This window comes from Alcaligenes sp. (genome assembly GCF_050255915.1).
Classification (GTDB): Bacteria; Pseudomonadota; Gammaproteobacteria; order Burkholderiales; family Burkholderiaceae_B; genus Alcaligenes; species Alcaligenes aquatilis.
In genome coordinates this window covers 223959-250011 of the sequence record NZ_JBFWIQ010000005.1, presented here as the reverse complement: position 1 = coordinate 250011, position 26053 = coordinate 223959, and the positions used below count along the sequence as shown (strand labels likewise).

Sequence of the window (26053 nt, the reverse complement as noted above, 5' to 3'; positions counted from 1 at the left end):
AGAGGCGACATGCTTATTTTCAGGACTCATACCGCTTTCCTAGGCATGACACCTTTCTGAAAAAAAACAGAATTTTTCCTATAGAACAACGATTGTCTAGAACACCATCGAAGGCGCGTCCGTGCAGCCCGTGTTTCTGACACCACACATTCGTCAGCTTTCTCGACAAGCAACACATTTTTAAACAAAATGCTGATTGCGAACAATTCTCATTATATTTATCGTTATCAGGGAAGAGATTATGAATGTATTGACGCTCCCGGCTCGCCGCCCGATCTTTGCATTAGGCCTGCTCGCCACGGCCTTGGCAGCCAGTTTCAATGCGCAGGCACAAACCTCCAGCGTGCGTGGTGGGGTCACCTCACTAGAAGAAATCCGTGTCTTGCCATCGGCAGAAGAAGCCGTCAAACAGGCTCCTGGCGTGTCCACTATCACCGCCGACGATATTGAAAAACGTCCTCCCGCCAACGATCTGTCCGAACTGATCCGCACCATGCCCGGTGTGAACCTGACCGGGAACAGCCCATCGGGCTCCTACGGCAATAGCCGCCAGATCGACTTACGCGGCATGGGTCCGGAAAACACCTTGATCCTGATTGACGGCAAGCCCGTGAGCTCTCGGGACTCCATTCGCATGGGGCGTAACGGGGAACGTAATACCCGTGGCGACAGTAACTGGGTCCCTGTCAACGCCATCGAACGCATTGAAGTGTTGCGTGGGCCGGCAGCCGCGCGCTACGGCTCCGGTGCCGCCGGTGGTGTGGTGAACATCATCACAAAAGCGCCTACCGACACCTTTTCCGGCTCGGTAACCGCCTATGGCTTAATCCCCGAGGACAGCGATTACGGCTCCACACGTCGCACCGGCTTTAACCTGTCTGGCCCCATCGCCGACAAACTGTCTTTCCGCGTCTACGGCAATATCGCCAAAACCGATGCAGACAAACCTGCCTTGAACGCTAAATCCTCCGGCATTAATGTCAGCGAAACAAACGTGCCTCCAGCAGGCCGCGAAGGTGTGCGTAACAAGGACATCAACGGCTTGGTCCGCCTAGATATCAACCGCGACCATCGCCTGGAACTGGAAGGCTCATTTAGTCGCCAAGGCAATATTTTTGCTGGCGAGCGTCTGTTCACCAACGGCAATGCCACCATCGCTTCACTGGCCGATGACGGGGCCGAAACCAACATCATGTATCGCCGCGCTGGATCGTTGAGCCACTATGGGGACTATGGCCAAGGCCGTCGTTCGCGGCTTACTTTTGCCTATGAAGGCACCACCAACTCCCGCTTGAATGAAGGGCTGGCCGGAGGTGGCGAAGGCAGTATCTCCAACCCTGGCGCAGGTTCCGTATCAGAGTTGCGTTCGTTGAACCTGTCCGGCGAATACAACACGCCCTTACAGATCGCCAACAAGCACGTGCTGATGACCGTGGGCTTTGAACACCGTGACCAACGCCTGGATGATGACTACGCCACCCGCTCTGGCCAGACCATCAACAAGAACGCTGACTCCAAAAGCAAGGCTCGCACCACTGCCGCCTATGTGGAAGGCAATATCGAGCTGACTGAAGCACTGACCGTCACCCCCGGTGTCCGCTTTGATCACCACAGCAAGTTTGGCGACAACTGGAGCCCCAGCCTGAACGCCTCCTACTTCCTGACCGACCATCTGACCCTGAAAGGCGGTATTGCCCGCGCTTTCAAAGCACCTAACCTGTACCAGTCCAACCCCAACTACCTGTACCAGACGCGCGGTAACGGTTGCCCGTACGACCCCGTAACAGGCCAACGCGTGAGCGGCCCTTGCTACATCTTCGGTAACGACGATCTGTCACCCGAGCGCAGCATCAACAAGGAAATTGGTCTGGCCTACGACAAGGCCGGCTGGGCAGCAGGGCTGACGTACTTTCAGAACGACTACAGCAACAAGATTGTGGCCGATATGGGCGACCAGACTATTCCGGATGCGGTGAACATTGGCGGCTCGCTGGTGCGTCCCTTCCAGTGGGTGAACTCCGGCAAGGCCGTGATCCGTGGTCTGGAAGGCAATCTGACCATCCCGATCCTGGGCGAGAACGGCGAGACACTGAGCCTGAGCAATAACCTGACTTACATGATCACCAACAAGTCCAAGGAAACGAATCAGCCTTTGACTGTCATTCCACGCTACACCCTGAACAGCACGCTGGATTGGCGCGTGAACGACAAGCTGTCCATGCTGGCAACCGCCACTCTGTATGGCAAGCAAAAGCCACGCTCACAGAACCTGTCCAATAACTCGACCGTAACAGGCGATGGTCTGCGTGAACGTGGTTCGTATGCCATCTTCGGCCTAAGCGGTGCTTATCAAGTGACCAAGTCCACCCATATCCGCCTGGGCGTCAACAACCTGTTCGACAAGCGCTTGTACCGTGAAGACTCCGGTAGCGGCCAAGGAGCCAACACCTATAACGAGCCTGGCCGTCAATACTACGCAACCTTGACGGCCAGCTTCTAAGGCGTCTGGCTGTACCCCGGACGCTTTCGGGAGTCCGGATGACTTCTTGTTGTATCAGCCCCTGCCCTTCACAACGGGAGCAGCGGGGGCTGCTTCTTGCCCCGCGTTAACCCAAGTCAGCTCTCCCCGGCCCGGCCCCAACAACGCTAGACTAAAGCCTTGTTGGCCATCCGTCCGGCTACAGAACCATCACATTCGGGAGCTGATCTTGTCATACATTGAACCGGATCTCGCGATCTACGCCGGGCCTCGTGCCTATCGTCACATTCAAAACCAGGGTTTGCATGCCAAAGATATCAGCACACTAATTGGCAGCGCGGGCGGGCCCAAGGCGTTGGCCTTGACCGGGCTGGATCAGTATCTGTTTGGGGACTGGCTCAACACACATGACGAACCGCTGTGGTTGTTTGGCAGCTCAGTGGCCTCCTGGCGTTTTGCCTGCGCGGCTCAACACGATCCGTACAAAGCTTTTACGGACTTTGCCCAGCTCTATATACACAGTCCCTTTTTACCCAACTCCACGGTCGCGGACATTACCCGGTCTACCCAGACTATGCTGAAAACGTTCCTCGGGGACGCCGACTCACAAGCAGCAATCCTGAACCACCCGCGCTATCGCTTCGCCATTACCGTGGCACGCAGCAAAGGCTGGGCAGGCTCCCGCAATCAAAAACAGCTTGGCGCAGCCCTGCTCGGCTGCATGGTCGGCAACTATGTGCACCCGGCCATCCCGCGCCTGTTCTTTGAGCGGGTCATCGTACATGACACCCGCAGCCCCTTGCCCATCCACGGCAAGCATCACGATCAGGCTCGCTACGCGGCACTGGATCAGCACAATCTGTTCCAAACCTTGGCCGCCAGCACCGCCATTCCAATGGTCATCGACGGTGTTGATGCCGCTCATAACTGGCCCGCCGGGCTCTACCGGGATGGGGGGCTGGTGGACTACAACTTTTGCGCACTGGATCTGGACGGCCCTGGCCTGACCTTGTTTCCCCATTTCACGCAAAAAATCAGTGCCAGTTGGTTCGACAAATACCTGCCACGCTGGCAGAAGGCCCGTCGTCCCCACAGCCTGGATAATCTGATTTTGTTATGCCCTACGCCCCACTTTTATCAGCGTCTGCAAGACCACAAAATCCCCGATCGTTCCGACTACAAGCGTCTGTCTGATGCAGATCGACGTCTGGCCTGGCAACACGCCGTTGAACAAAGCCAGCGCCTGGGCGAGCAGTTTGCACAGTGGGTCGCTGCGGACCAGCTTGCCCAGGTGGTGCGTCCCCTGCCCTTCCCATAACTGGCGCTTGCCAAGCCAAAAGGACAAGTCAGCTCAAAACTGATAGCGCAAGGACGCCATCACATTACGCGGGGCGCCGTAGGTATGACTGCTGTACGCCAGGCGATAGGTTTTGTCGAAAATATTATTGAAATTGACGGTCAGATCCGCCCGAGGCGTAATGGCATATCGCGCCATCAGATCCACCACCGCATAGGCTTTCTGTGTGTTGGTTTCACGGGCTACGCCGGTCAGTTGATTATCAAAGATCTTGCTTTGCCATTGCACAGAGCCTCCTACCGTCAACTTATGCCACGCACCGGGCAAGCGATAAGTCGTAAACAACTTGACCTGATCAGCCGGGATATCCGTCTTGATCTTCTCGCCATCAGCACCACGGAAGCGGTAATGGGTATAGCCGGCGCCCATTTGCCAGCCAGGGGCAAGCTCGCCATTGATCTCGAACTCAATCCCCTCAGAACGCGTATTGCTGGCAGCGGTGTACGCCTGGGCACCGCTAGGCGTCAGTTCTTTGCCATCGACGACAGCCAGATTGTCCTTGCGAGTCTGAAACACCGCCAACGATGCGGACGCCGCCTCCCCAGGGAACAAATACTTAACCCCTACCTCGTAGTTAGTACCTTGTTCAGGATCCAGATAATTACCGTCTCTGTCCTGGCTGGACTGAGGATTGAAGATTTTCGTATAGCTGGCATAGCTGGCCCACTGCTCATTCCAGTCGTAGACCAGACCGGCATACGGAGTAAACACACCATTCTCTTTGCGTAATCTCGCATTGGAGTGGTCCTTCCAGTTGGTGACTCGTCCACCCGCAATCAAGGCCAATTTGTCCGTCAAGCGCAGGCGCGTTGCGGCATAAGCCCCCCACTGTCGCGCACGCTGATTATCCGGTCCGGTAATTTTCAAGTCCGGGCGCGGCACGTTACGGTCAAAGTCTTTGATCTGCGCAATAGGGATACGCTGACGCGCATAAGCCGTGTCATGCCGGGAAAGCTCGTAGTAATTGGCGCCCAGCATAACGTCATGCCCTTGTCCCCACGCCTGAAACCGCCCTGTAATGGTTATGTCGGCCGTATCTTGAGTCGGTGTTTTTTCGTTGAAACCCGCCGTCATGGAACCGCGTCCCTGCGGGGTCGGTGCCGGAGCAGCCACACCATACAACTGCTCGTTATTCAGCCAAGAACGCCCCATCGCCATTTGAATGGACCAGTCGTCGTTGAATTCGTGTTCAAGTTGAGCAAACGCCATCGTTCGGCGCTGTTTGCTGTACGCCCATGCTGCCGTCGCAGAATCGCTGCGATCCCACTGCACCAGATTTCCGGCCGTATCCGAGACACTGAATGCGTGCATGCTGGATCCATCGTAACGATTATCCATGTGCTCAATGCCTAATCTGGCTACCGTTCGCGCCCCCAGATCCGCTTCGATCACACCATAGAAAACATCCCGTTTACCCTTGTAGCCTTCCTTCCAGGAACGAGACTGATCATAGGCTGCAACCAGGCGTCCCCGCACAGAACCACTCTCGTTGAGCGGACCTGAAAGATCCGCCATGCCCCGATACCGGTCCCAGGTCCCCACCCCTGCTGAAACCTGTCCTTGAAACTCCGCTGTTGGCCGTTTGCGCTGCATCATGATGGATGCCGACGGCTCTCCGGCCCCACTGAGCAGGCCGGTCGCACCACGCACAATGACGACATTGTCATAAATGGCAGTGTCCATGACACTGACCCCGCCATAACCTTGCAAGGCGGCAGCCGTCGTAGGCACCCCATCAATCACGTAATTCGTGATGTTGAAGCCACGCGCCTGAAACGAGGTGTAGCCTGCGCCGTCATCACCATATTGCTGGCGACTGACACCGGGACTTTGCTCCATGACCTGCCCCAAGGTATCCAAACCCTGGTCTTCGATACGTTGTCGCGTAATAACCGTTGCAGACTGAGGCAGCTCCTGTAGTGTCATTGGCAGCTTCAGAATCTGAGGAACGGCCTGCTGCTGATAGCTGCCTGTCCCCTCTGACTTCTCATTTTGAGCCCGCACTTTGATGGATGACAGGGTGGACACCTCTTGAGGCGTTTCCTGAGCCTGCGCCGCGCTCATCAAAAGCCCCAAAACCATAGAGTACCCGCCAGCCCAAACCACTACTTTCATGACTTCCCCTATTAATTAAATACGAATTATTCTCATTATTGTAATGCGAACAAATTACTTTTAAACACGCACATTCGTAAAAAACAGGAAGGTACTCAGACACGAAGCCACCTCGTTCTCAAGACACAACCACTCTCAGGAAACAAACCCGTCGGTCGGTCCATGACGTCCAGACCTCGCTTAAGTGCATTTATCGATTTACCATGACAAGTTCCGATCACAACCTCCCCCCCGAGCACTATGGATACTCCTATTCGTCTGACCCAATACAGTCATGGAGCCGGTTGCGGCTGCAAGATCTCTCCCAAGGTACTGGACATTATCCTGGCCGGCAGTGGTGCCCAAAACGTAGACCCGAATCTGTGGGTAGGCAATACCTCGCGTGATGACGCGGCTGTCTACGGTTTGAATGAGGAAACGGGCGTTGTCTCGACCACCGACTTTTTCATGCCCATCGTGGACGATCCCTATGACTTTGGCCGCATTGCCGCGACCAACGCCATCAGCGACATTTACGCTATGGGCGGCAAGCCCATTATGGCGATTGCCATTCTGGGCTGGCCCATCAATGTGCTGTCTCCCGAAGTTGCCCGTGAAGTGGTGCGTGGCGGTCGTGCTGCTTGCGATGCCGCTGGCATCACCCTGGCCGGTGGCCACTCCATTGACGCACCCGAGCCTATTTTTGGTCTGGCTGTAACCGGCGTGGTCAATAAAGGCCAGTTAAAGCGTAACGACACGGCCACCGAAGGGTGCCAGCTCTATTTGACCAAGCCGTTGGGCATTGGCGTGCTGACCACCGCCGAGAAAAAGGCCAAACTGCGTCCCGAAGATCAAAACCTGGCGCGCGACTGGATGTGTACGCTGAACAAACCTGGCAGCCGCTTTGCACAACTGTCTGGCGTCAAAGCCATGACGGATGTAACCGGCTTTGGTCTGCTGGGCCACCTGATCGAAATGGCAGACGGCAGTGGCCTGACGGCCCGTTTGAACCTGGACCGTGTGCCCCTGCTGCCCGGCATCGAATACTACCTGGAGCAAGGCTGCGTCCCCGGCGGCACACAACGTAACTTTGACAGCTACGGCCACCGCATCGCCCCCATTAGCCAGGAACAAATCAATATCCTGTGCGACCCGCAAACCAGCGGCGGCTTGCTGGTCGCGGTAGAACCTTCTGCCACCGCCGAATTTATAGCCACGGCTGCCGAACTAGGCCTGCAACTGCAAGCCATCGGGGAGTTCATCCCTGCCAAAACCCACGCCGTCGAAATCGCTTGATGCGCCCTGATACCCACCACTACCGCGAGCTGTTCCTGAATAATGCGCCTTTGATGGACGCTCGCGCTCCCATCGAGTTCAGTAAAGGGGCCTTTCCAGGCGCATTGAACCTGCCACTAATGAACGATGAAGAACGTCATCAAGTAGGTATCTGCTACAAGCAACATGGTCAGGAAGCGGCTATTGCACTGGGCAACAAGCTGGTCAGCGGCCAGATCAAGGAAGAACGCCTGCAAGCCTGGGCGCAGTTCACGCAAGCCCATCCCGACGGCTACTTGTATTGTTTTCGGGGAGGTCTACGCAGCCAGATCACACAAACTTGGCTACGCGAAGAAGCAGGCATTCGATACCCCCGTGTCGTAGGTGGCTACAAGGCCATGCGCGGCTTTTTGCTGAACAATCTGGAGCAGACTGTCAGCAGCGCCCGCTTTCAGATTCTGGGGGGCATGACAGGCACCGGCAAAACCGATGTGTTGCAGCAGCTTGATCACAGCCTGGACTTGGAAGGCTACGCCCACCATCGCGGCTCCAGCTTTGGTAAACATGCCACTGCTCAACCCAGTCAGATCGACTTTGAACACCACCTGTCCATTGCCATGCTCAAGAAAACAGCGCAAGGGCATCAAGGCTTTGTGCTGGAAGATGAAAGCCAGACCATAGGTCGCTGCAGCCTGCCGCTGAACCTGTACCGAGGGATGCAGCAGTGGCCCCTTATCTGGCTGGAAGACAGTCTGGAAAACCGCATTACCCGCATTGTGCGCGACTACGTCCAGAATCTGCACGCGGAATTCACACAGCAGTCCAACCCGCAAACCGGCTTTGCCCTGTTTGCCGAGCAACTGCGACAAAGCCTGTCCCGCATCACCAAGCGATTGGGTCATCAACGCTACCAGCAGTTGGCAGCCATCATGGATGCCGCCTTACAAGAACAGGAACGCAGTGGTGCGCTGGACGGCCACCGGGAGTGGATTGGAGACTTGCTGACGCAATACTACGACCCCATGTACAGCTACCAACGTGAACAAAAAGCCGATCGGGTCATTTTTCAAGGTGATGCCGACGCAGTCCTGAATTATTTGCGTCGCCACGGCTAAATCACACCTTAGGCCCAGCCCACCAGGCTTGCCATCATTTATCGCAGATCAGCGACAGACTGACACTGGCCCGCACCCACTCTTGTCAGAATCTGTCCTTGCTCTGACACAAAGAGCAAACAAAGGGTAACCCCTACCATCTCGCAAGAATCTTGTTGCAGGTGGTAAGAAATGACGTCCCTCAATCGCTTGGCCCGGCATGTCCAGTTGCGTACTATCTGGCTCCTGCTTTTCCTGCTGGCAGCCTGTCTAAGCAGCACTTCCGCACACTCCAGTTCGCGCATTGCCCACTTCCTGCCGGACATTGCCCTCAACGAGATCTTTCCCACTGCCACCCACACCAGCGAGCCCGCAGGCACGCTGCCTGTTGCCAAGGTGTTCAAGGATCAAGAACAGCTAGGGTATGTGTATGTAACGACCGATATCGTCAACACGCGCGGTTACTCCAGCTTCCCCATCGACACTCTGGTCGCCATGAGCATGGATGGCAGCATCGTCGCCGCCAAGCTGCTGGAACACCATGAACCCATTGTGTTGATCGGTATCCCGGAATCCCGGGTCGAAGCCTTTATTCAAGGCTATATCGGTCAGAACTACATCAAGAACCGTCCCAAGCCCGGCGCACCGCCACCCGTCGATATCATCAGCGGTGCCACGGTGACCTTGATGGTGGTGGGCGACAGCATCATGCGCTCCTCCCAATTGGTGGCCCGGCAAGAGGGCATAGGCCAGCCTGCCGCCCCCGCCACAGCACCCGTGGCAATCAAACGCAGCATCGATACCAGCAATCACACGATTTCCAGCTGGGACGAGCTGCTCCAAAACGGTGCCATCCAACGCCTGCACGTCAGCGTGGCCGACATCAACCAGGCTTTTATTGATAATGGCCGTACAGAAGCTGCCGCCCATCCGCAGGAAGGCGATCCGCAAGACACCTTTATTGATCTGTACGCCGCCTTGGTCAGCGTGCCTAGCATCGGGCAAAGTCTTTTGGGCGAGGCCGACTACAACTATCTGCAGCAAGAGCTAAAACCCGGCCAGCAAGCGATGCTGGTGTTGGGCAATGGGCTGTATTCCTTCAAGGGATCGGGCTATGTGCGCGGCGGGATTTTTGATCGCATCGAAATCATCCAGGATCTGGACAGCTTTCACTTCACTGACCTGGACCACCAACGCCTGCCCGGCGTAAAAGCAGCCAACGCGCCGGATTTCAAAGAAGCCGCCCTGTTCAAGATCCCGGCTACCGCCACCTTTGATCCTGTCCTGCCCTGGCGACTGCAACTGCTGGTACAGCGCGTCCTGAGCGTCAAAGACAAAGCCTTTGTCACGCTGAGCCTGAACTACCAGCTTCCTGATGCCTATTTGACGGCACCCCCTCCCGCTGCAGTTGCCCCGGAAGCCGCAGAGCACGATGAGCTGGAAACCGCCAACCAGCCTTTGTACAAGCAAATCTGGGCCGGCAAGAAAGTACAGATTGCCGTGCTGCTACTGTCCTTGCTGACCCTGGGTGGCGTCTTTTTCTTCCAGGACACGCTGACCAAACACGAAGTGTTCTACCAGCGCTTTCGCATCGGTTTTCTGCTGTTCTCCCTGGTATGGATTGGCTGGTACGCCTCGGCCCAGCTATCGGTAGTGAACGTACTGACGTTCTCCCACGCCCTACGCACCGATTTCCGCTGGGAATACTTCCTGATGGATCCACTGGTCTTCATCCTATGGATTGCCACCGCCATCTCTCTGATTTTCTGGAATCGGGGCGCTTTCTGTGGCTGGCTCTGTCCCTTTGGGGCGCTACAAGAACTGGCCAACAAGCTGGCCCGCTTCCTGCGCATTCCCCAGATCAAGGTGGCTTACAGCGCCCATAAACGCTTGGTTTCCATCAAGTACGTAATCTTCATTGTGCTGTTTGGCGTTGCCCTGTACGACATGGCCGTAGCCGAAAAGATGGCCGAAGTCGAACCCTTCAAGACCGCCATCATCCTGAAATTCATCCGCGACTGGCCCTTCACGATCTTTGCCGTACTGCTGCTGATTGCCAGCCTGTTTATCGAACGCTTTTACTGCCGCTACCTCTGTGCGCTAGGTGCAGCCTTGGCCATCCCCGCCCGCCTGCGCATTTTTGACTGGCTGCGGCGCTACCCCATGTGTGGCAATCCCTGCCAGCGTTGCGCGACCGACTGCCCCGTACAAGCCATCGAACCCGAAGGCCCGATCAATCCCAATGAATGCATCCAATGTCTGAACTGCCAGATGCTGTATCACCACGAGAAAAAATGCCCGCACCTGATTCAAAAGATCGCCAAACGCAAGCGAGATAAACCGGCTCCCGTCGCCGTTGCCAGCTCGCTGCAAGACGATGCTGCTGCCCGCCCTACCGTGCGTCCACGCAGCGTAGACAGTACTGATTCCACCCCCGCCACGCCGTGAGACGTCTGGGCGCGTCCCAGCGCCAAGTCGGTCACGTCATCACACACAAGGAAAATCACACCATGTCCGAGAACAAGCAGGATAAACAAGGTTTGAGCCGCCGCGCCTTTCTGGGCACCGCCGCCTTATCCGGCGCTGCTGTGGTCAGCGCCACCCACATTGGCAATGCCTTGGCCGATACCAAAAAAGCGCCGAACGGGCAAAATGCTCACATCGAGCCAGGCGAGCTGGACCAGTACTACGCCTTTAACTCCGGCGGTCAGTCTGGCGAGATCCGCATCATGGGTCTGCCCTCCATGCGCGAGCTGATGCGCATCCCGATCTTCAATATTTGTAGCGCCACCGGCTGGGGGATTACCAACGAAAGCCGCCAGATCATGCGCGCCAACCTGACGCCTGAAACCCTGGCGTTTGCCGATACCTTGGGCGGCATTCTGCCTAACGGCGATGCTCACCATCCCCATATGTCCTTTACCGACGGGACCTACGACGGGCGCTTCATCTTCATCAATGACAAGGCCAATAACCGCGTGGCTCGCGTGCGCTGCGATGTCATGAAGTGCGACAAAATTATTGAAATTCCCAATGCCGACGGTGTACACGGCCTGCGTCCCCAACGCTACCCCCGCACCGGCTATGTATTCTGCAATGGCGAGCACATCGTCCCTCTGCCCAATAACGGCACGATCTTTGGCAACCCCAAGGAAAACTACTTTTCTGTCTTTACCGCCATTGATGGCGACACCATGGAAATCGCCTGGCAGGTGATCGTAGACGGCAACCTGGACAACTGCGACGCCGACTATCAAGGCAAGTACGCCTTCTCCACCTGCTACAACTCCGAAAAAGGAGTGGATGTCGGCGAGATGAGTGCCAACGAGCAAGACTGGGCCGTGGTGTTCAACCTCAAGGCCATTGAAGACGGCGTCAAGAAAGGCGATTTCAAGGAGATCCAGGGCGTCAAAGTGCTGGATGGCCGCAAAGGCTCACGCTACACCCGCTATATCCCCGTGCCCAACTCCCCGCACGGTTGCAATGCCAGCCCCGACGGCATCCATGTGGTCTTTAACGGCAAACTCTCGCCCACTGTCACCATGATTGATGTGCGCCGCCTGGACGACCTGTTTGCCGACAAGATCACGGCACGCGACTGCGTCGTGGCAGAACCTCAACTGGGCCTGGGCCCGTTGCACACCGCCTATGATGGCCGTGGCAATGCCTACACCACCTTATTCATCGACAGCCAGATCGTAAAGTGGAACATTGCCAAGGCGATTGAAGCCTACCAGGGCAAGGACGTCGATCCCATCATCCAGAAGCTGGACGTGCACTACCAACCCGGTCACAACCACACCACCATGGGCGAGACCAAAGAGGCCGATGGCAAGTGGCTGGTGTCACTGAACAAGTTCTCCAAAGACCGCTTCCTGAACGTAGGTCCACTCAAACCAGAAAACGATCAACTGATCGATATTTCGGGCGACGAGATGAAGCTGGTTCACGACGGCCCAAGCTTTGCCGAACCGCACGACATGCTGCTGGTTGCCGCCGAGAAGGTACGACCCAAGCGCGTCTGGACCCGCGACGACCCTTGGTGGGACGGAGCGCGGAAAATGGCCGAGAAAGATGGTGTCACCCTGGAAGGTGCCTCCAAAGTCATCCGTGATGGCAACAAGGTACGGGTCTACATGACCGCCGTAGCGCCCGTGTTCTCCGTGCCCAGCTTCGAGGTCAATCAGGGCGATGAAGTCACCGTTGTCGTCACCAATATGGAAATGATCGAGGACTTGACCCACGGCTTCACCTTGTCCGGCTACGGCGTAGCCATGGAAATTGGACCGCAGCAAACCAGCTCGGTCACCTTCACGGCCTCCCGCCCCGGTGTGCATTGGTACTACTGCCAGTGGTTCTGCCACGCCTTGCACATGGAAATGTCCGGTCAGATGAATGTGAAACCCAAAGCCTGACGGTGACATGACGTCTTTTCACCTGCTCCCCACCCGTACACGGTGCTTGTGCCCAGCCTCTGGGCGCAAGCTGGCCTTCAAGCGGTTGACGGTCCTGGCCCTGGCGGCCAGTGCCCTGGCTGCCGTTCAAGCGGCCACCATTGAAGTGCCTGCCGATACCGCGCTGCAAACCGCCATCGATGCTGCCCAGCCCGGCGACATCCTGGTGTTGGCCCCCGGCACGTATCAGGGCAATATCATCGTGAACAAACCTTTAACGCTTCAAGGCCCCAGCAACCGGCAAGCCGTGTTGATGGGCGAACGTGAAGGCCGCACGGTGTGGGTGCAGGCGGAAGATGTGCAGATACGTCAGATTACCGTGCGTAATTCCGGCTTGAGTCTGCCCGACATGGATGCGGGCATCTTCCTGGATAAACCCGCCCATAACGCCCTGATCGAACACAACGACATTCTCGACAATCTGGTGGGGGTTTACGTTTGGGGGCCCCATAACGCACTGGTGCAACACAACACCATCGTGGGCAATAAAGAGCTGCGTTTGAACGAGCGCGGCAATGGCGTGACGGTCTGGAACTCCCCCGGCTCACGCATTTTGCACAACGATATCTCCTGGGGTCGCGACGGGATTTTTTCCAATGCCAGCCGCGACAATGTCTTTAGCCATAACCGCTTTACCCAACTGCGCTATGCGGTGCACTACATGTACACCAATAACAGCGAAGTCAGCAGCAATGTCTCCATCGGCAATGACATTGCTTATGCCCTGATGTTTTCGCAGTTTCTGACGGTACGTGAAAACATCAGCATCAATAGCACGCATCAGGGCTTGATGCTCAACGCCGCCCAACAATCGACCATTACCGACAATATCGTGGACGGGGCCGAAAAAGGCGTTTTTCTCTACAACGCCAACTTCAACAAAATCTCCGGCAACCTGGTTCAGAACACCCAGATCGGGGTGCACTACACCGCCGGTTCCGAAGGCAATGAAATCACGGAAAACGCCTTCATCCAGAATCAGAACCAGGTGAAGTATGTCGGCACCCGCTACCTGGAATGGTCCAGCAAGGACCGGGGCAATTACTGGAGCGATCACAGCGCCTTTGACCTGAACGGTGACGGCATCGGTGACACCGCTTATCGCCCCAATGGCCTTGTTGAACAACTGGTCTGGCGAGCTCCTTCGGCCCGCGTGCTTTTGAACAGCCCTGCCGTCTCTATTGTGCGCTGGGCGCAAACCCAATTTCCCGCCATTTTGCCCGGCGGCATCATCGATAGCGCACCACTGATGCGTGCACCCGACAATCCCGTCTGGGAGCGTTACAAGGCCAATCATGACTCCATCCAATAACGGTCCCGCTCCGGTCGCGCTGGCCAATGTCAGCAAGCTGTACGGCCAGCAGCGCGCCGCCAACGCGGTGAACTTCGAGCTTTATCCCGGCCAATGCACCGTGCTGGCTGGCCACAATGGTGCGGGCAAAAGTACCGTCATCAAGTTGATTTTGGGTCTGATCCGCGCCGATGAAGGCAAGGTCACTTTGCTGAACCACGACGCCAGCTCGTCCCAAGCTGCCCGGCTGCGAACCCATATCGGCTACTTGCCCGAAACCGTCGCCCTGCACCCTGCCTTGACCGGCACCGAAACCCTGGCGTTTTACGCCCGCCTGAAAGGGCTACCTACCCGTGACAACCAGGCTTTACTGGCCCGTGTCGGCATTGCCCAGGCTGCTCACAAGCGCGTGGGCACCTATTCCAAAGGCATGCGCCAACGACTGGCACTGGCCCAGACCTTGCTGGGCAAACCCCGTGTGCTCTTACTGGACGAACCTACAACAGGCCTGGACCCAGCCTCCCGCCTGCTGTTCTACGAAATCGTGCAAGAACTGCGCGATGCCGGTGCCACCATCCTGCTCAGCACTCACGCCCTAGCCGAAATGGAGCGTCTGGCAGACCGCATCATCGTGATGCAGCAGGGGAGCAAGATTGCCGATGGCACCTTGTCCGAACTGCGCCAACACGCGGGCTTGCCGGTACGTATTCGCCTAACTGTGGAACAAATCCACGATCCTGTTCCGCAACACTGGGATGTCATCGGTTCCCATCGCCTGGAACGTCACTGCACCGAAGCCGAAAAAATCCAGATCCTGCGCCAGGCCCATGCCATTGCAGGATTGACCGACCTGGAGCTGGAGTCCCCCGGTCTGGACGAGCTGTATGCGCACTTTTTAAAGCGCGAGGATTACTAAGCCATGAACCCTGTCCTGATCATCATCCAAAAGGAAGTGCGCGACGGACTGCGCAATCGTTGGGTGCTAGCGGTCACCCTCTTGTTGGCGGCACTGGCTTTGTCTCTGGGCTTTCTGGGCAGTGCCCCCACGGGCAGCGTCAAGGTAGACCCGCTTACGGTTACCGTGGTCAGCCTGTCCAGCCTGTCCATTTTCCTGATCCCGCTGATTGCCATGCTGCTGTCCTACGACGCCATTGTGGGCGAAATCGAACGCGGCACCATGTCCTTGTTGCTGAGCTACCCCGTCCATCGCTGGCAGGTTCTGGTCGGTAAATTTCTGGGCCATGTCCTGATCCTGAGCCTGTCTACCGTCGTGGGCTACGGTCTGGCAGGGGTCACGTTGCAGGTGGCGCATGGCGGCCTGGACTTCAGCGTCTGGACGCCCTTTCTGGCCATGATGGGCGCCAGCATTCTGCTTGGTGCCAGCTTCTTGTCCTTGGGGTATTTCATCAGCACCTTGGTCAGAGAGCGTGCCACTGCGGCCGGGTTGGCCATCGGTATCTGGCTGTTTTTTGTAGTGATTTATGACATGGCGCTACTGGGTATTCTGGTCGCTGACCAAGGTGCCATGATCACCGCCTCCTGGCTGAACATCATCCTGCTGTTCAACCCTACGGACGTGTACCGCTTGCTGAATCTGACCGGCTACGAAAATGTTGCCATGTTTGCCGGCATGGCCGGTTTAAGCGAACAGGCTCGCCTACCTGCCAGCGTCTTGATGAGCGTTCTGCTGCTGTGGATCGCCGTGCCTTTTAGTCTGGCCAGCCTGGCCTTCAACAAAAAAGCATTATGAAAAAACTGCACACCCTACTCTTGCTGTGTCTGGGCCTGATACTGGCTGCCTGCGGTCAGCCCGAGCCCATACAAGCCCCACCGCCACCCGTCGTTCAGATTCCCCAAACCGCCGTGGGCCACTACTGCGGCATGTACTTGTTCGAACATCAAGGCCCCAAAGGGCAGATTCTTCTGCGCGAACGCGAAGCGCCACTCTGGTTCACCACCATACGCGAGGTTTTCGCCTACACCTTATTGCCCGAAGAATCCAAAGCCATCGCCGCCACCTATGTCCAGGACATGGCCCAGCGCGATCAGGACGGCCTGTTTCCCGAACAAGCCTGGATACCGGCACAAGAGGCCTGGTATCTGATCTACAGCCGCTATACCGGCGGCATGGGCACTATCGATGCCCTGCCCTTTAGCCAGGAGCAGGCCGCCAAAGACTTCCAGCAACAACATGGCGGCCAACTGGTTCGCTTTGCCGACATGCCGGAGAACTACATCTTTGGTGCGGTCGCACTGCCCTGAAACACTTATCTTCCTGATCCCAGGTACTTGCCATGACTTCTACTCCTGTTTCCCGTCGTCGTTTTATCGGCATTGTGGCCGCGACCAGCGCCCTGACTGGTGTGCCATGGGCCGCCAAAGCGATGCAAGCGGCCACTACCCCGCTCAGTTCCTGGCAAGGTGTGGCTTTGGGTGCGGACGCACAACTGCATATCCATCACCCCGACCCCGCGTTTGCACAGTTGCTGATAGACCAGGCCCTGTCCGAAGTCCAACGTCTGGAGCGAATCTTCAGCCTGTATCAAAAGGACAGCGCCTTGCGCCGCTTGAACCGCGACGGCTATCTGAAGCACGCTCCCGGTGATCTGACACGACTGCTGCTGGAGTCAAAGCGCATTAGTGAACTCACGGATGGGGCCTTTGACCCGACCGTGCAGGTGCTTTGGGATCTGTATAGCCAAGCGGCTCAACGCAGCGACACGGCTTCCATTCCCGACGCTGCCCAGATCAAGCAAACGCTGCAGCAGGTTGACCACCAAGCCATTCACATTCAAGACGACACTATTGAGCTACAACGTCCTGGCATGGCCTTGACGCTGAACGGGATTGCCCAAGGCTACATTACCGATCGCATCACCGAGCAGTTGAAACAGGCAGGCCTGGAACACGCCCTGGTTGATATGGGCGAGATACGTGGCCTGGGTATGGCTCCGGGTAATCGTCCCTGGCGCGTCGGCCTGGCAGGCGATCAAACAGAGCCTGTCAGCTTGTTGCGACTGGATGTGCACAATCAGGCGGTCAGCACCTCGTCTGGATCAGGCACGGCACTTAGCCGCGATGGCACTGTTACTCATCTGCTCAACCCTGCCAATGGTCAGGCCCGACCTTTGTATCGCAGTGTCTCTGTCGTAGCGGGAAATGCCACCATTGCCGACGCCCTGTCCACGGCCTTCTCCTGGATGTCGCCACAAGAGATTACGCGGGTTCTGGCAAGCGACCCCGGTTTACGGGCATGGGTACTGCCCTACGATGGGAATCAACTGGTCGCCCTGCACTCGTAAACACCAAGACAAACCCGCTTACCGGCAGACGCTCAAGCCCGATAAAGCCTCGTACAATGGCGGTTTCGTCTACTGCAGGCTAAATCTCCATGTCCGTGAACTCTCCAAACCTTCCCTGTGCTGCCCCTTTACCCGGTCTGCCAGAATGGGCCGGTTTTTGCGAGGCAGCACGCCGGTCCGACCATTACGCGCTGGAACTGCATTGCCTGAAGGCAGCAGGTTTGCAAGTGGACTTGAGCGGGCAGCGGCACTCGCCGGAATTACAGGAAGCCGGGGCAGCCCTCTTGGCGGCCCGCCATTTCGACACGGCACGCCAACAACTGCTGAGCGGCGGTATCGTCAACCGTACCGAGCATCGCGCTGCCTGGCACAGCGCCCTGCGTGCGCCCGCCCCCACGGCGGAAGTCGCCAAAGAACGCGAGCGCATGAACGAATTCGTACGCGTAGCCGACTCCGAGCGCCGCTGGCGCAACATCATTCATATCGGTATTGGTGGCAGTGACTGGGGCGTGCGCCTGTCCCTGGCAGCCTTTGGCTATCGCCACAGCTGGCGCAACGTGCGTTTCCTGGCCAATATCGACGGCCACGCGCTGGAACATGCCTTATCAGGGATGGACCCTCACGACACCTTGATCGTGATCGCCTCCAAATCCTTCACCACCACCGAAACCCTCAAGAACGGCCAGCGCGCCCTGGAATGGCTGCAAGCCGCGGGCGTTGCCAACCCTTACGAGCAAATCGTTGCTGTCACGGCCCGTCCTGACACCGCCTCCAGCTGGGGCGTCCCACAAAAACAGATATTCCAGTTCTGGGATTGGGTCGGTGGACGTTTTTCACTATGGTCTGCCGTCAGTCTGACCACCGCCCTGGCCGTCAGCAGTGATGTTGTCGCTGGCATGCTATCGGGCGCTGCCGCCATGGACCAGCACTTTCAGGAAGCTCCCATCGCCACCAACGTGCCCGTACAAATGGCATTGGCCGGTGTGGTCAACCGCAGTGTACTGGGCTATGGCTCATTGAATATCTCGCCCTACGACTTCCGACTGGGCAATCTGGTGCCCTACATTCAACAACTGGATATGGAGTCCCTGGGCAAATCCGTCACCACCAGCGGCGAACCCGTTGGCTTAGCCACAGGCGCAGCCGTCTGGGGACTGGCTGGGACAGACGCACAACACACCTTCTACCAATGGCTGCACCAAGGCAGCGATGGCGCCCCAGTGGACTTTATTGTGTGCCAGCAGGCGGATCACAATCAGGCCGAGCACCATAACCTGCTGCTGGCCAACTGCCTGGCCCAACGCGAAGCTCTTATGCGCGGCAAAACCTACGAGCAAGCCCTGGCCGAATGCGAAAAGCAAGGCCTGGGTGAGCAAGCTGCCGAGCTGGCCCACCACCGCGTGCACTCGGGCGGACGCCCCAACACGCTGATCGTATTGCCCCGCCTGAACCCCTTCTCGTTAGGCGCCCTGCTGGCCTTGTATGAACACAAGATTTTTGTGCAGGCCTTGATCTGGGGGATCAACCCGTTCGACCAATGGGGTGTGGAGTACGGGAAAGTATTGGCGAACGGGATTTTGCAGGAGCTGTCGGGAGAGAAAGAAATGTCTGCTGAGCATGATGCGTCTACTCGGCATTGGATAGAGGCTTTCAAGAACTAAGGCTGTCCACTTAGCTGCCCCTGCCCAACCTCATTATCTATCAAAGACCTAGGGCACTATTTTCTCATCAGCCTCCACGTGTATACTATTCGTATATACCAAACCCATGGAGGTAACTATGCGTACAAACATAAAATTACCCGCCAAGAAAGCTCACCCTACCAGCAAGACAACAAGCGTATTCATGAGCGGAAATAGTCAGGCTGTGCGTTTACCAGAAGGTTTTCGCTTCGAGGGGAAAAGAGTCTTCATACGACGAGATCAAGAGTCTGGCGATGTCATTCTGTCCTCAAAACCAAGAGGCTGGGATCACTTCCTTAATGTTGCCGCTAATACTGACCCTGCTGAATTCGAAGGCTTCTTGGAAGACCTGGACAGAGACAAAGAGCTGGCTCCCGAAAAAGATCACTTCGCAGGGTGGGAAGAATGATCTACATGCTAGATACCAATGCAGTTTCGAATGCTGCCATGAACAGGGGCAAAGTAAGAGAAACCATGCTGGGACACAGTCCCAGCAATATTTTTGTCTCTAATATTGTGCTTGCTGAACTAATGTATGGGTTTGCCAAAAAGTCTAGACCTACCTTGCAAGCAACAACAGAAGCCCTGCTAAGCACGATGACTGTGCTGGATTGGGATGACTCCGTTTCTGATGTCTATCCAGCTTTCCGTGTAGGAATAGAAGCCAAAGGTCGCTCACTTTCGTATATGGACATGCTGATTGCAGCCCATGCCCATTCAATAGGAGCCATCTTGGTATCCAGCGATGCGGGAATGCATAACGCCCTGGCAGACAAGGCTGTCGATTGGTACTAAAACTCATAATAGATACCAGTGCCGCAATCGGAGAAAATGTCTACTTACCCATCAATCCACTAAAACACATCCACTCCCGCGCCAGATCATGAATCGCCGCATCCCGATGCGGCGTTTTTGTCTGATTGCCCGTCGAGCTCCAAATAAAGTAATCCACATCCCCACACGGCGTCCCCAGCGCTGCGTAGACCGAGGGCATGATGGGTACATGGTCGCCATACCAGCACAGGCTGGCAGGCCTGTCCGAAGAGCTCAAGGCTCCGCGCAAACGTGTCAGCATGGCATCGGCATTGCGGATGTGACGCAAGTAAATCGTCAGATCCTCGCAGCCTGGCGGGGGGGCTTGCTGATACAAGGCCTCGATATCCCCCGCTGCAACTTTTTCCAAGTGCAAAGGCCCGTGATTCTCCATCGTAATCACATGAATGAATACCGGCCCTGTGGCCTGCTCCAGCACACTGGCGACTTTATCCGCAACCGCCAGATCGCCGATATAAGGACCGGTACGCCCCACATCAGCAAAGGCCTTGATGTCCAGAAACTCGTCAAACCCAAACAGCGGAAATACACGGTTGCGCTGATAAAAGCTGGCGGGATAAGGGTGAATACAAATCGTGCGGTAACCCTGCTGCTTCAACCAGGAAGCCAAGGTCGCCACAGACCATCCTGCACATACCGCACGATACGGATTGAAGCGGTGCACACCCAAAGCACTGTTTTCAATACCGCTTAAGAAGGAAAACTCCGAGCGCACGGTGTTCGCACCCCAAGCCGGGACCTGCAAGTATCCGCTGGCAACCGCTTCGGCTTTGAAGCGGTCAAACTCCGCCAGAATCTCTGGCCGAATCCTGTCAGAAATCCGCCTGGCATCAAAGAAAGACTCGCTTTGCACGGAAACTAGATGAGGCAGATCGGCCAAGGAATCCGCAGTTGTCAGAACAGACGTGGTCTTCGGAACTGCATTTTCAAAAGGGGAAGACAAGCTTGGACGTTCTCGGCCTTGCTGCCAATAACGCCAGAAGCTAGCTAACAGCCCCAGGGCCTGCACATCCTGCTCCGGTGCAATCTGCACCATCAAACGCGCCCTATTGCCCCACAGCAACAAACCCAGACTAAGCGCAGCAAGCAACGCCAAGGCGCCCCATTGCCCGGTCCAGGCCGCCCGCAAGGCGGGCACGGCTTCCAGCCATAAACCAATCGTCAGGGCAGCAATAAAACCCGCTGCCGCCAAAAAGAATTTGCCCCATCCCAGAAAAGGAATATAAAGCCGAGGGTGACGGATCGCATCCGTAAAATATTCGTAATCCTGAAACACAAAGGCTTCACGCAATGCCTTGAACTTGGCATTGCTGACCACAACCAGCAGCAGGAAAAACGCGCACAGCAAGGCCGTGGCAAAGATAGGCCGCCCCAGCACAAAAACCAGTACGACATACGCCAGGCCATACAGCCCCATATGCAAAGCCCAGGCCGCTGCAGGACGACGCCAGCGGGCTGCCGTTTGCAAAAAGCGCTCCAGCCCCACTGTCAGAGCCAGCCCCGACAACGCAGCCAGGATTGCAGTCCAGAATCCCGGCTCAAGCGTCATAACCGATCTTGCTCAGAATAAAGACGGACACCCGGGCGGGCAGCACGGCCAGAAACCAGCAACCAAGATTCAATGGAAACGGAAAGCTGATGCGCGCTTTATTGGCTTTGAGACCACGGGCAATACGACGAGCCGCTTTGTTCGGAGTCCACAAGAACGGTTTAGGGCCCGGCATGGCATCGCACATGGGCGAGCTAACGTAGCCTGGCATCACCACATTGACCTTGATCCCCTCCGGCGCCAACCAGCCACGCAGGCCTTCGCCATAGGCTTTGACAGCCGCCTTGCTGGCGCTATAGGACGGTGTCGTTGGCAAACCAAAATAGGCCGCCAAGGAACTCATCAAGGCGATCTGTCCGCGCCCTCTCGCCCGCATGGCAGGCAGCACCGATTGCACCACTCGCAGCGAAGCCTTCACATTGATATCCAGCAGCAGCTCGGTATCTTCCCAGGCCTCCGGCTCGCCATTGGGGCCAACATGAATATTCATGCCCGCATTCACGATGACAAGATCAAACGCAGCACATTGCGACAAGCAGGCATGCAAGGCATCCAGATCACGCAAATCCAACTGATACGTCTTTACCTGCGCGCCCGCTAGCCGGCAGCGCTCGGCCAAAGGCTCCAGAATCGCAGCATTGCGACCATGCAAAGTCAGCTCTGTACCGGGCTTGGCATAGTGAAGCGCCAGCTCGCCACCAATAGCACTGGTAGCTCCGGTAATCAGAATTCGCTCCTGCCCTGCGGGTTCAGCTACGCCCACGCGCTCTCCTTTCTTGAAAGGACCAGTACAAAACCATGCCAAAACCGACACACACCGTCGCATTCAAGGGAACCAACAAGTAGTTGCCCATACGTATGGCCACATACAGAGCCAATGCGGAATACAGGAAGGTGAACACTTCACCAATCAGCAAATACAGATTGATGCGGGGCTGTCTTGCTGCCTTCTCGCCCTCGCCTTTGGGCGTGCGGTTAAATTCCCCGTAGACCTTGAAGGCGGCTCGGACGCCACCGACAAAATAATACCAAGCCATGGGCGGGAACATGGCGACATACAAGTAGGTATGCCACAGAGTGCCCAATACACCCGGCCTATCCTCAAAACGCGCCCCCTTGCGAGCCCCAAAGGCATTATTCAAGGCCCAGACAGCAACCAGCAAGAAGAACAGCGGCGCCCCCCACAGCAAGACCACATGGTCGAAATCCAGCAAATAATTCAGCGGCAGGCTCAACAAAATCAAGGCGTAAATAGACGCCAGCATGACCGATGAAAACATCATGGAGAAGGCATGCATGCGCTTCATCAAGGGCATATCCTGCTGCCACATCTGGCCCAGGTGCTTGAAGGCGCTGTGTATCAGCCCTCGCCCCCAACGCTCCCGCTGCACACGGAAGGCGCTGATGTTCTCGGGCAAGGTGGACATGGACACCACATCGCGCAGGTAGGCGTACTTCCAATCCCCAAACTGGGCCCGATAACCCAGGTCCACGTCCTCGGTAATGGTGGAGGCATTCCAGCCGCCCAGTGCCTCCACGCAAGCGCGCCGCCAGACACAGGAGCTGCCACTTAAAGAGGCCATATCCCCGTCTTCACTCAGCCCCACCGTCACATATTGCTGGTGACCCATTTCCATGGCCTGAAAGCGGGTCAGAAAAGAATGGTCGCGGTTTTCATAACCAATACCTGTCTGCAAAAAACCCAGCTTCTCGTCCTTGAAAGGCGGAATGGTTCTTTGCAAAAAATCAGCGGGCGGCAAAAAATCTGCATCGAAGATCGCAAAAAACTCGCCCTGGGAATGCTGAATGCCATGCACCAGATTCCCGGCCTTATAGCCCGTACGATCAGCACGCTGAATGCGGCGAATCGGCACACCCTGACTGGCCAGTTGATTCACCTTGTTTTGGGCCAACAGCGCCGTCTTATCTGTTGAGTCGTCCAGCACCAGAATTTCCAGCGCAGATACCGGGTAATCCAGACGACAAGCCGCATCGATCAGACGCTCGACAACGGCAGCCTCGTTATAAATCGGTAGTAGAACACTGACCTTGGGGTACCAGTCTTGCTGCACGGACGCAGACGTTTGCACCAGCTCACTTAGCTTGCGTCGTTCCACCCGGCGCGAGATCAACAGTACCCGTAGCTCCAAGACTACGTACAGGGCAAAGGCCCCGACAACCAGCAAGAACAGCGCCTGAATCAGGTACGCAAAAATGCTCACAATCATGGAAACAAGCGCACCCTAGAAGCCGACCACATCAGCCAACTCCTGGAGGCGATGCTCCCAGGTGTGGAACTGGCGCACATAAGCCGCCCCCGCCGCCGCACGCTCGCAGTCCTGTGCAGTGGGACCTTGGCGCAGACGAGCAAACAATTCACTGGCCTGCTCACGGGAATGCACCACGTGGCAGAAGTCACGGAAATAACGATCCACCGCGCGACCGGGGTTAGTGACCGCAATGCCTCCACTGGCCAGAATTTCCAGCAAGCGACGTGAGCACATGGTGTCCGAGTCTGTGACCGAATTCACGTTCAGGCACATCACGTGCTCTTTGTAGATACGCCCCGTTTCTCGGTGCGGCACCTGAGCATGCACCTGTAAATGGGTCGAACGAGGAAAACGGAACTCAAGATGCCGGGACAGCCTGTCATGATTTCTGTCGTAGGCATTCAGATGCAGTTGAGCATCCTCACACGCCCCAAAAATCATGTCCAGGAAACGGCGACGCTCACTGAGGATGCGGCGGTAATAACTGCCCGTAAAACACCCTTCCTTGCGGGTAAACTCAAAGCCCGTGAAATGATGAAACGCTGGCTGATACGGCATGCTCAAGGTATTCACAGGCACATCAGGGCTCAAGCGGGCGCGATAGCGCGGCAGGCAATCGCTGTCCGTGGTGAATACATAATCAAAGGCCTTGGCCACATCAATGAAGTGTTCAAAATACGCCCCGTCGTCCTTGTTCCAGAACACCGTGGGCACGCCCTGATCTTTAGCAAACTGCACCAGCTTGTAAATCGTGCGAGGCGTACGCAAACGGATCAGCCGCGACTGCTTGGCCAGCTCATACCGCCACGCGCCACCCAGCCCATGAAACACGGACTCCACAAAAAGCAGATCAGGCTTCCAGGAGGAGATGACCTCCTGATAATTGCGCGGGTTAAGAATACGAATAGAGCACTCGGCGGACAGGCAGTCTGCCGTAAAGTAGTCCGAAACCAAGGCTACTTTCAGTTGCCCAAACTGCCCTGCGGGCTTGCCGTCTTCACTGACGGTGGGGTGCGTATAAATACGAGCACCCAAAGCCCGGATTGCACGACCGATCATGAATTAGCCCCGGCCGGCAACGCATGCACCACAAAGTCCGCCCAACTACGACGCTGCGAGGCTTCTTCGCGCGCCAAGGCACCATCCTGCGCCAAGACTTCCGGCCCCGCCTGAAACGCCTCATCCAGCACACGGGCCAAGTCCTGCACATCACCCGCTTTAAAAAAGCGCACCGAACGACATGGGCCAACTTCATCCTGAAACACCGGCAAATCCGGCACCAGAACAGGCTTGCCCATCGCCATCGCCTCGACCAGCTTGATGGGAGGCACAATGCGGCATACTTCAAAAGGACGACGAGGAATACACACCAGCGCAGCCTTGGCTTGCAAGGCGCGGGCTTCTTCAGGCGAGACCCGACCCGCAAACAGCACGTGCTGCTCCATACCCAGACTTTGTACCTGGGCCTGCAACTGCACGCGCGCCTCCCCATCTCCAATAATGGTCAGGGTTACATCCTTGCCACGGCCCACCAGGTCCGCCACAGCGTCGATCAAAACATCCAGCCCCTCATAAACAATCAGGGAACCAGCGTAGACAATGGTATTGGGCTGCACATCCTGGGCATCGCCAGGAATAAAACGCGAGGGGTCCACGCAATTGGGCATCAGCCCCATACGTGCGGGATCCACGTTCCAGTGCTCGCAAGCGTATTGGCCCAACTGCTCGGAAATCACAAACAAACGGTCTGCTTGGCTGGCAACCAGACCTTCCAGCTCCAGCCCCTGCTTGAAACCTTGAGAGTCTCGAAACTCCGGCATGCGGGAAGCCCGGCTCAACTCCCACAGACCACGCATTTCATATTGAAACGGAATGCCCAACTGACGCGCAGCAATCAAGGCCGGCAAGGCATTGACGTGGTTGGAAGCAGCATGGATGACGGCGACGCGTTGCTTGATGGCTTCCTGGGCGATGGAAGTGGCGGCTTCGATGGCGAACTGCATGACGGGGCGATTATTGGCCGGACGCTGTACATGAACGTACTGGACCTGATCCACCACCGTTGTCTGCGCCGACGCATCAGCCAATCTATCCTTGCGGTCCCACGGATAACCAGGGCGAGTCAAGACACACACATCGCCACCGGCCTCCTGCAAAGCCTGAGCAATAGCATGCGTACGAGTGGTATAGCCGCTGATGTGATACGGCAAGACACTGGCCGCCACGTACAGCATGCGACCTTGTATCGGTTCATAAGGGGTTTGCACCGAGCCACGCTGCTGCGTCCTGCGACGCAACATACGTACGGTCAAAAACCGATTAAAGGCTAACCAGGGTTCACCCAGCAGCCTTTGTACAAATTTCAGCGCCAT

General features: G+C 56.6%; 20 protein-coding genes. 14 read left to right on the top strand and 6 right to left on the bottom strand.

Going from position 1 to position 26053, the window contains the following annotated elements; translation table 11 throughout:
• Positions 1-241 precede the first annotated feature (241 nt).
• Positions 242-2500, top strand: coding sequence for a FepA family TonB-dependent siderophore receptor (locus AB7E06_RS08615; protein WP_108728428.1), 2259 nt, complete (start codon positions 242-244; stop codon positions 2498-2500).
• A gap of 208 nt (positions 2501-2708) precedes the next feature.
• Positions 2709-3797, top strand: coding sequence for a hypothetical protein (locus AB7E06_RS08610; protein WP_427956328.1), 1089 nt, complete (start codon positions 2709-2711; stop codon positions 3795-3797).
• Positions 3798-3830: 33 nt separating this feature from the next.
• Here the strand turns inward: AB7E06_RS08610 and AB7E06_RS08605 are convergent, their stop codons facing one another.
• On the bottom strand, positions 3831-5951 hold the full coding sequence (locus tag AB7E06_RS08605; RefSeq protein WP_108728426.1) for a TonB-dependent siderophore receptor: 2121 nt from the start codon (positions 5949-5951) through the stop codon (positions 3831-3833).
• A 240-nt stretch (positions 5952-6191) separates the two neighbouring features.
• On the opposite strand from AB7E06_RS08605, the gene selD reads away from it, so the two are divergent.
• The 12 genes from selD to AB7E06_RS08545 all read left to right on the top strand — a co-directional run bounded on the left by selD (position 6192) and on the right by AB7E06_RS08545 (position 19823).
• Entirely contained in the window at positions 6192-7226 is a 1035-nt protein-coding gene (gene selD / locus AB7E06_RS08600; RefSeq protein ID WP_094197948.1) for a selenide, water dikinase SelD, read from the top strand.
• Positions 7226-8320: a tRNA 2-selenouridine(34) synthase MnmH gene (gene mnmH, locus AB7E06_RS08595; RefSeq protein WP_427956324.1), complete on the top strand. Its 1095-nt coding sequence runs from the start codon at positions 7226-7228 to the stop codon at positions 8318-8320. The genes selD and mnmH overlap by 1 nt, the downstream gene beginning before the upstream one ends.
• A 171-nt stretch (positions 8321-8491) precedes the next feature.
• Positions 8492-10747: a NosR/NirI family protein gene (locus tag AB7E06_RS08590; RefSeq protein ID WP_094197950.1), complete on the top strand. Its 2256-nt coding sequence runs from the start codon at positions 8492-8494 to the stop codon at positions 10745-10747.
• A 62-nt stretch (positions 10748-10809) separates the two neighbouring features.
• On the top strand, positions 10810-12714 hold the full coding sequence (gene nosZ, locus AB7E06_RS08585; protein ID WP_230019367.1) for a TAT-dependent nitrous-oxide reductase: 1905 nt from the start codon (positions 10810-10812) through the stop codon (positions 12712-12714).
• Between the two features lie 7 nt (positions 12715-12721).
• Positions 12722-14065: a nitrous oxide reductase family maturation protein NosD gene (locus AB7E06_RS08580; protein ID WP_238988606.1), complete on the top strand. Its 1344-nt coding sequence runs from the start codon at positions 12722-12724 to the stop codon at positions 14063-14065.
• Complete coding sequence (locus AB7E06_RS08575; protein WP_427956319.1) at positions 14049-14960, top strand: ABC transporter ATP-binding protein; 912 nt, start codon at positions 14049-14051, stop codon at positions 14958-14960. The genes AB7E06_RS08580 and AB7E06_RS08575 overlap by 17 nt, the downstream gene beginning before the upstream one ends.
• A 3-nt stretch (positions 14961-14963) precedes the next feature.
• Positions 14964-15794 (top strand): ABC transporter permease, encoded by an 831-nt coding sequence (locus AB7E06_RS08570; RefSeq protein WP_108728422.1) that lies wholly within the window; start codon positions 14964-14966, stop codon positions 15792-15794.
• Entirely contained in the window at positions 15791-16306 is a 516-nt protein-coding gene (locus tag AB7E06_RS08565; RefSeq protein ID WP_230019369.1) for a nitrous oxide reductase accessory protein NosL, read from the top strand. The genes AB7E06_RS08570 and AB7E06_RS08565 overlap by 4 nt, the downstream gene beginning before the upstream one ends.
• Before the next feature lie 32 nt (positions 16307-16338).
• On the top strand, positions 16339-17346 hold the full coding sequence (locus AB7E06_RS08560) for an FAD:protein FMN transferase (protein WP_427956313.1): 1008 nt from the start codon (positions 16339-16341) through the stop codon (positions 17344-17346).
• Between the two features lie 89 nt (positions 17347-17435).
• Positions 17436-19007, top strand: a complete 1572-nt coding sequence (pgi, locus tag AB7E06_RS08555) for a glucose-6-phosphate isomerase (RefSeq protein WP_427956311.1) — start codon at positions 17436-17438, stop codon at positions 19005-19007.
• A 118-nt stretch (positions 19008-19125) separates the two neighbouring features.
• Positions 19126-19437 (top strand): antitoxin, encoded by a 312-nt coding sequence (locus AB7E06_RS08550; protein ID WP_094197957.1) that lies wholly within the window; start codon positions 19126-19128, stop codon positions 19435-19437.
• Positions 19438-19442: 5 nt separating this feature from the next.
• Positions 19443-19823 carry a PIN domain-containing protein gene (locus tag AB7E06_RS08545; RefSeq protein ID WP_157664317.1) on the top strand — a complete coding sequence of 127 codons (381 nt, stop codon included), beginning with the start codon at positions 19443-19445 and terminating at the stop codon, positions 19821-19823.
• A gap of 40 nt (positions 19824-19863) precedes the next feature.
• Here the strand turns inward: AB7E06_RS08545 and AB7E06_RS08540 are convergent, their stop codons facing one another.
• Genes AB7E06_RS08540 through AB7E06_RS08520 form a run of 5 tightly spaced genes read right to left on the bottom strand, consistent with a single transcriptional unit; the run spans position 19864 to position 26053 of the window.
• Complete coding sequence (locus AB7E06_RS08540; RefSeq protein ID WP_427956306.1) at positions 19864-21411, bottom strand: LTA synthase family protein; 1548 nt, start codon at positions 21409-21411, stop codon at positions 19864-19866.
• Positions 21401-22174 carry an SDR family NAD(P)-dependent oxidoreductase gene (locus AB7E06_RS08535; RefSeq protein ID WP_108728417.1) on the bottom strand — a complete coding sequence of 258 codons (774 nt, stop codon included), beginning with the start codon at positions 22172-22174 and terminating at the stop codon, positions 21401-21403. The genes AB7E06_RS08540 and AB7E06_RS08535 overlap by 11 nt, the downstream gene beginning before the upstream one ends.
• Complete coding sequence (locus AB7E06_RS08530; protein ID WP_427956301.1) at positions 22161-23639, bottom strand: glycosyltransferase; 1479 nt, start codon at positions 23637-23639, stop codon at positions 22161-22163. Before AB7E06_RS08530 ends, AB7E06_RS08535 begins: the two co-directional genes overlap by 14 nt.
• 15 nt (positions 23640-23654) lie before the next feature.
• On the bottom strand, positions 23655-24740 hold the full coding sequence (locus AB7E06_RS08525) for a CgeB family protein (protein WP_219235257.1): 1086 nt from the start codon (positions 24738-24740) through the stop codon (positions 23655-23657).
• Positions 24737-26053, bottom strand: a complete 1317-nt coding sequence (locus tag AB7E06_RS08520) for a glycosyltransferase (RefSeq protein ID WP_427956298.1) — start codon at positions 26051-26053, stop codon at positions 24737-24739. Before AB7E06_RS08520 ends, AB7E06_RS08525 begins: the two co-directional genes overlap by 4 nt.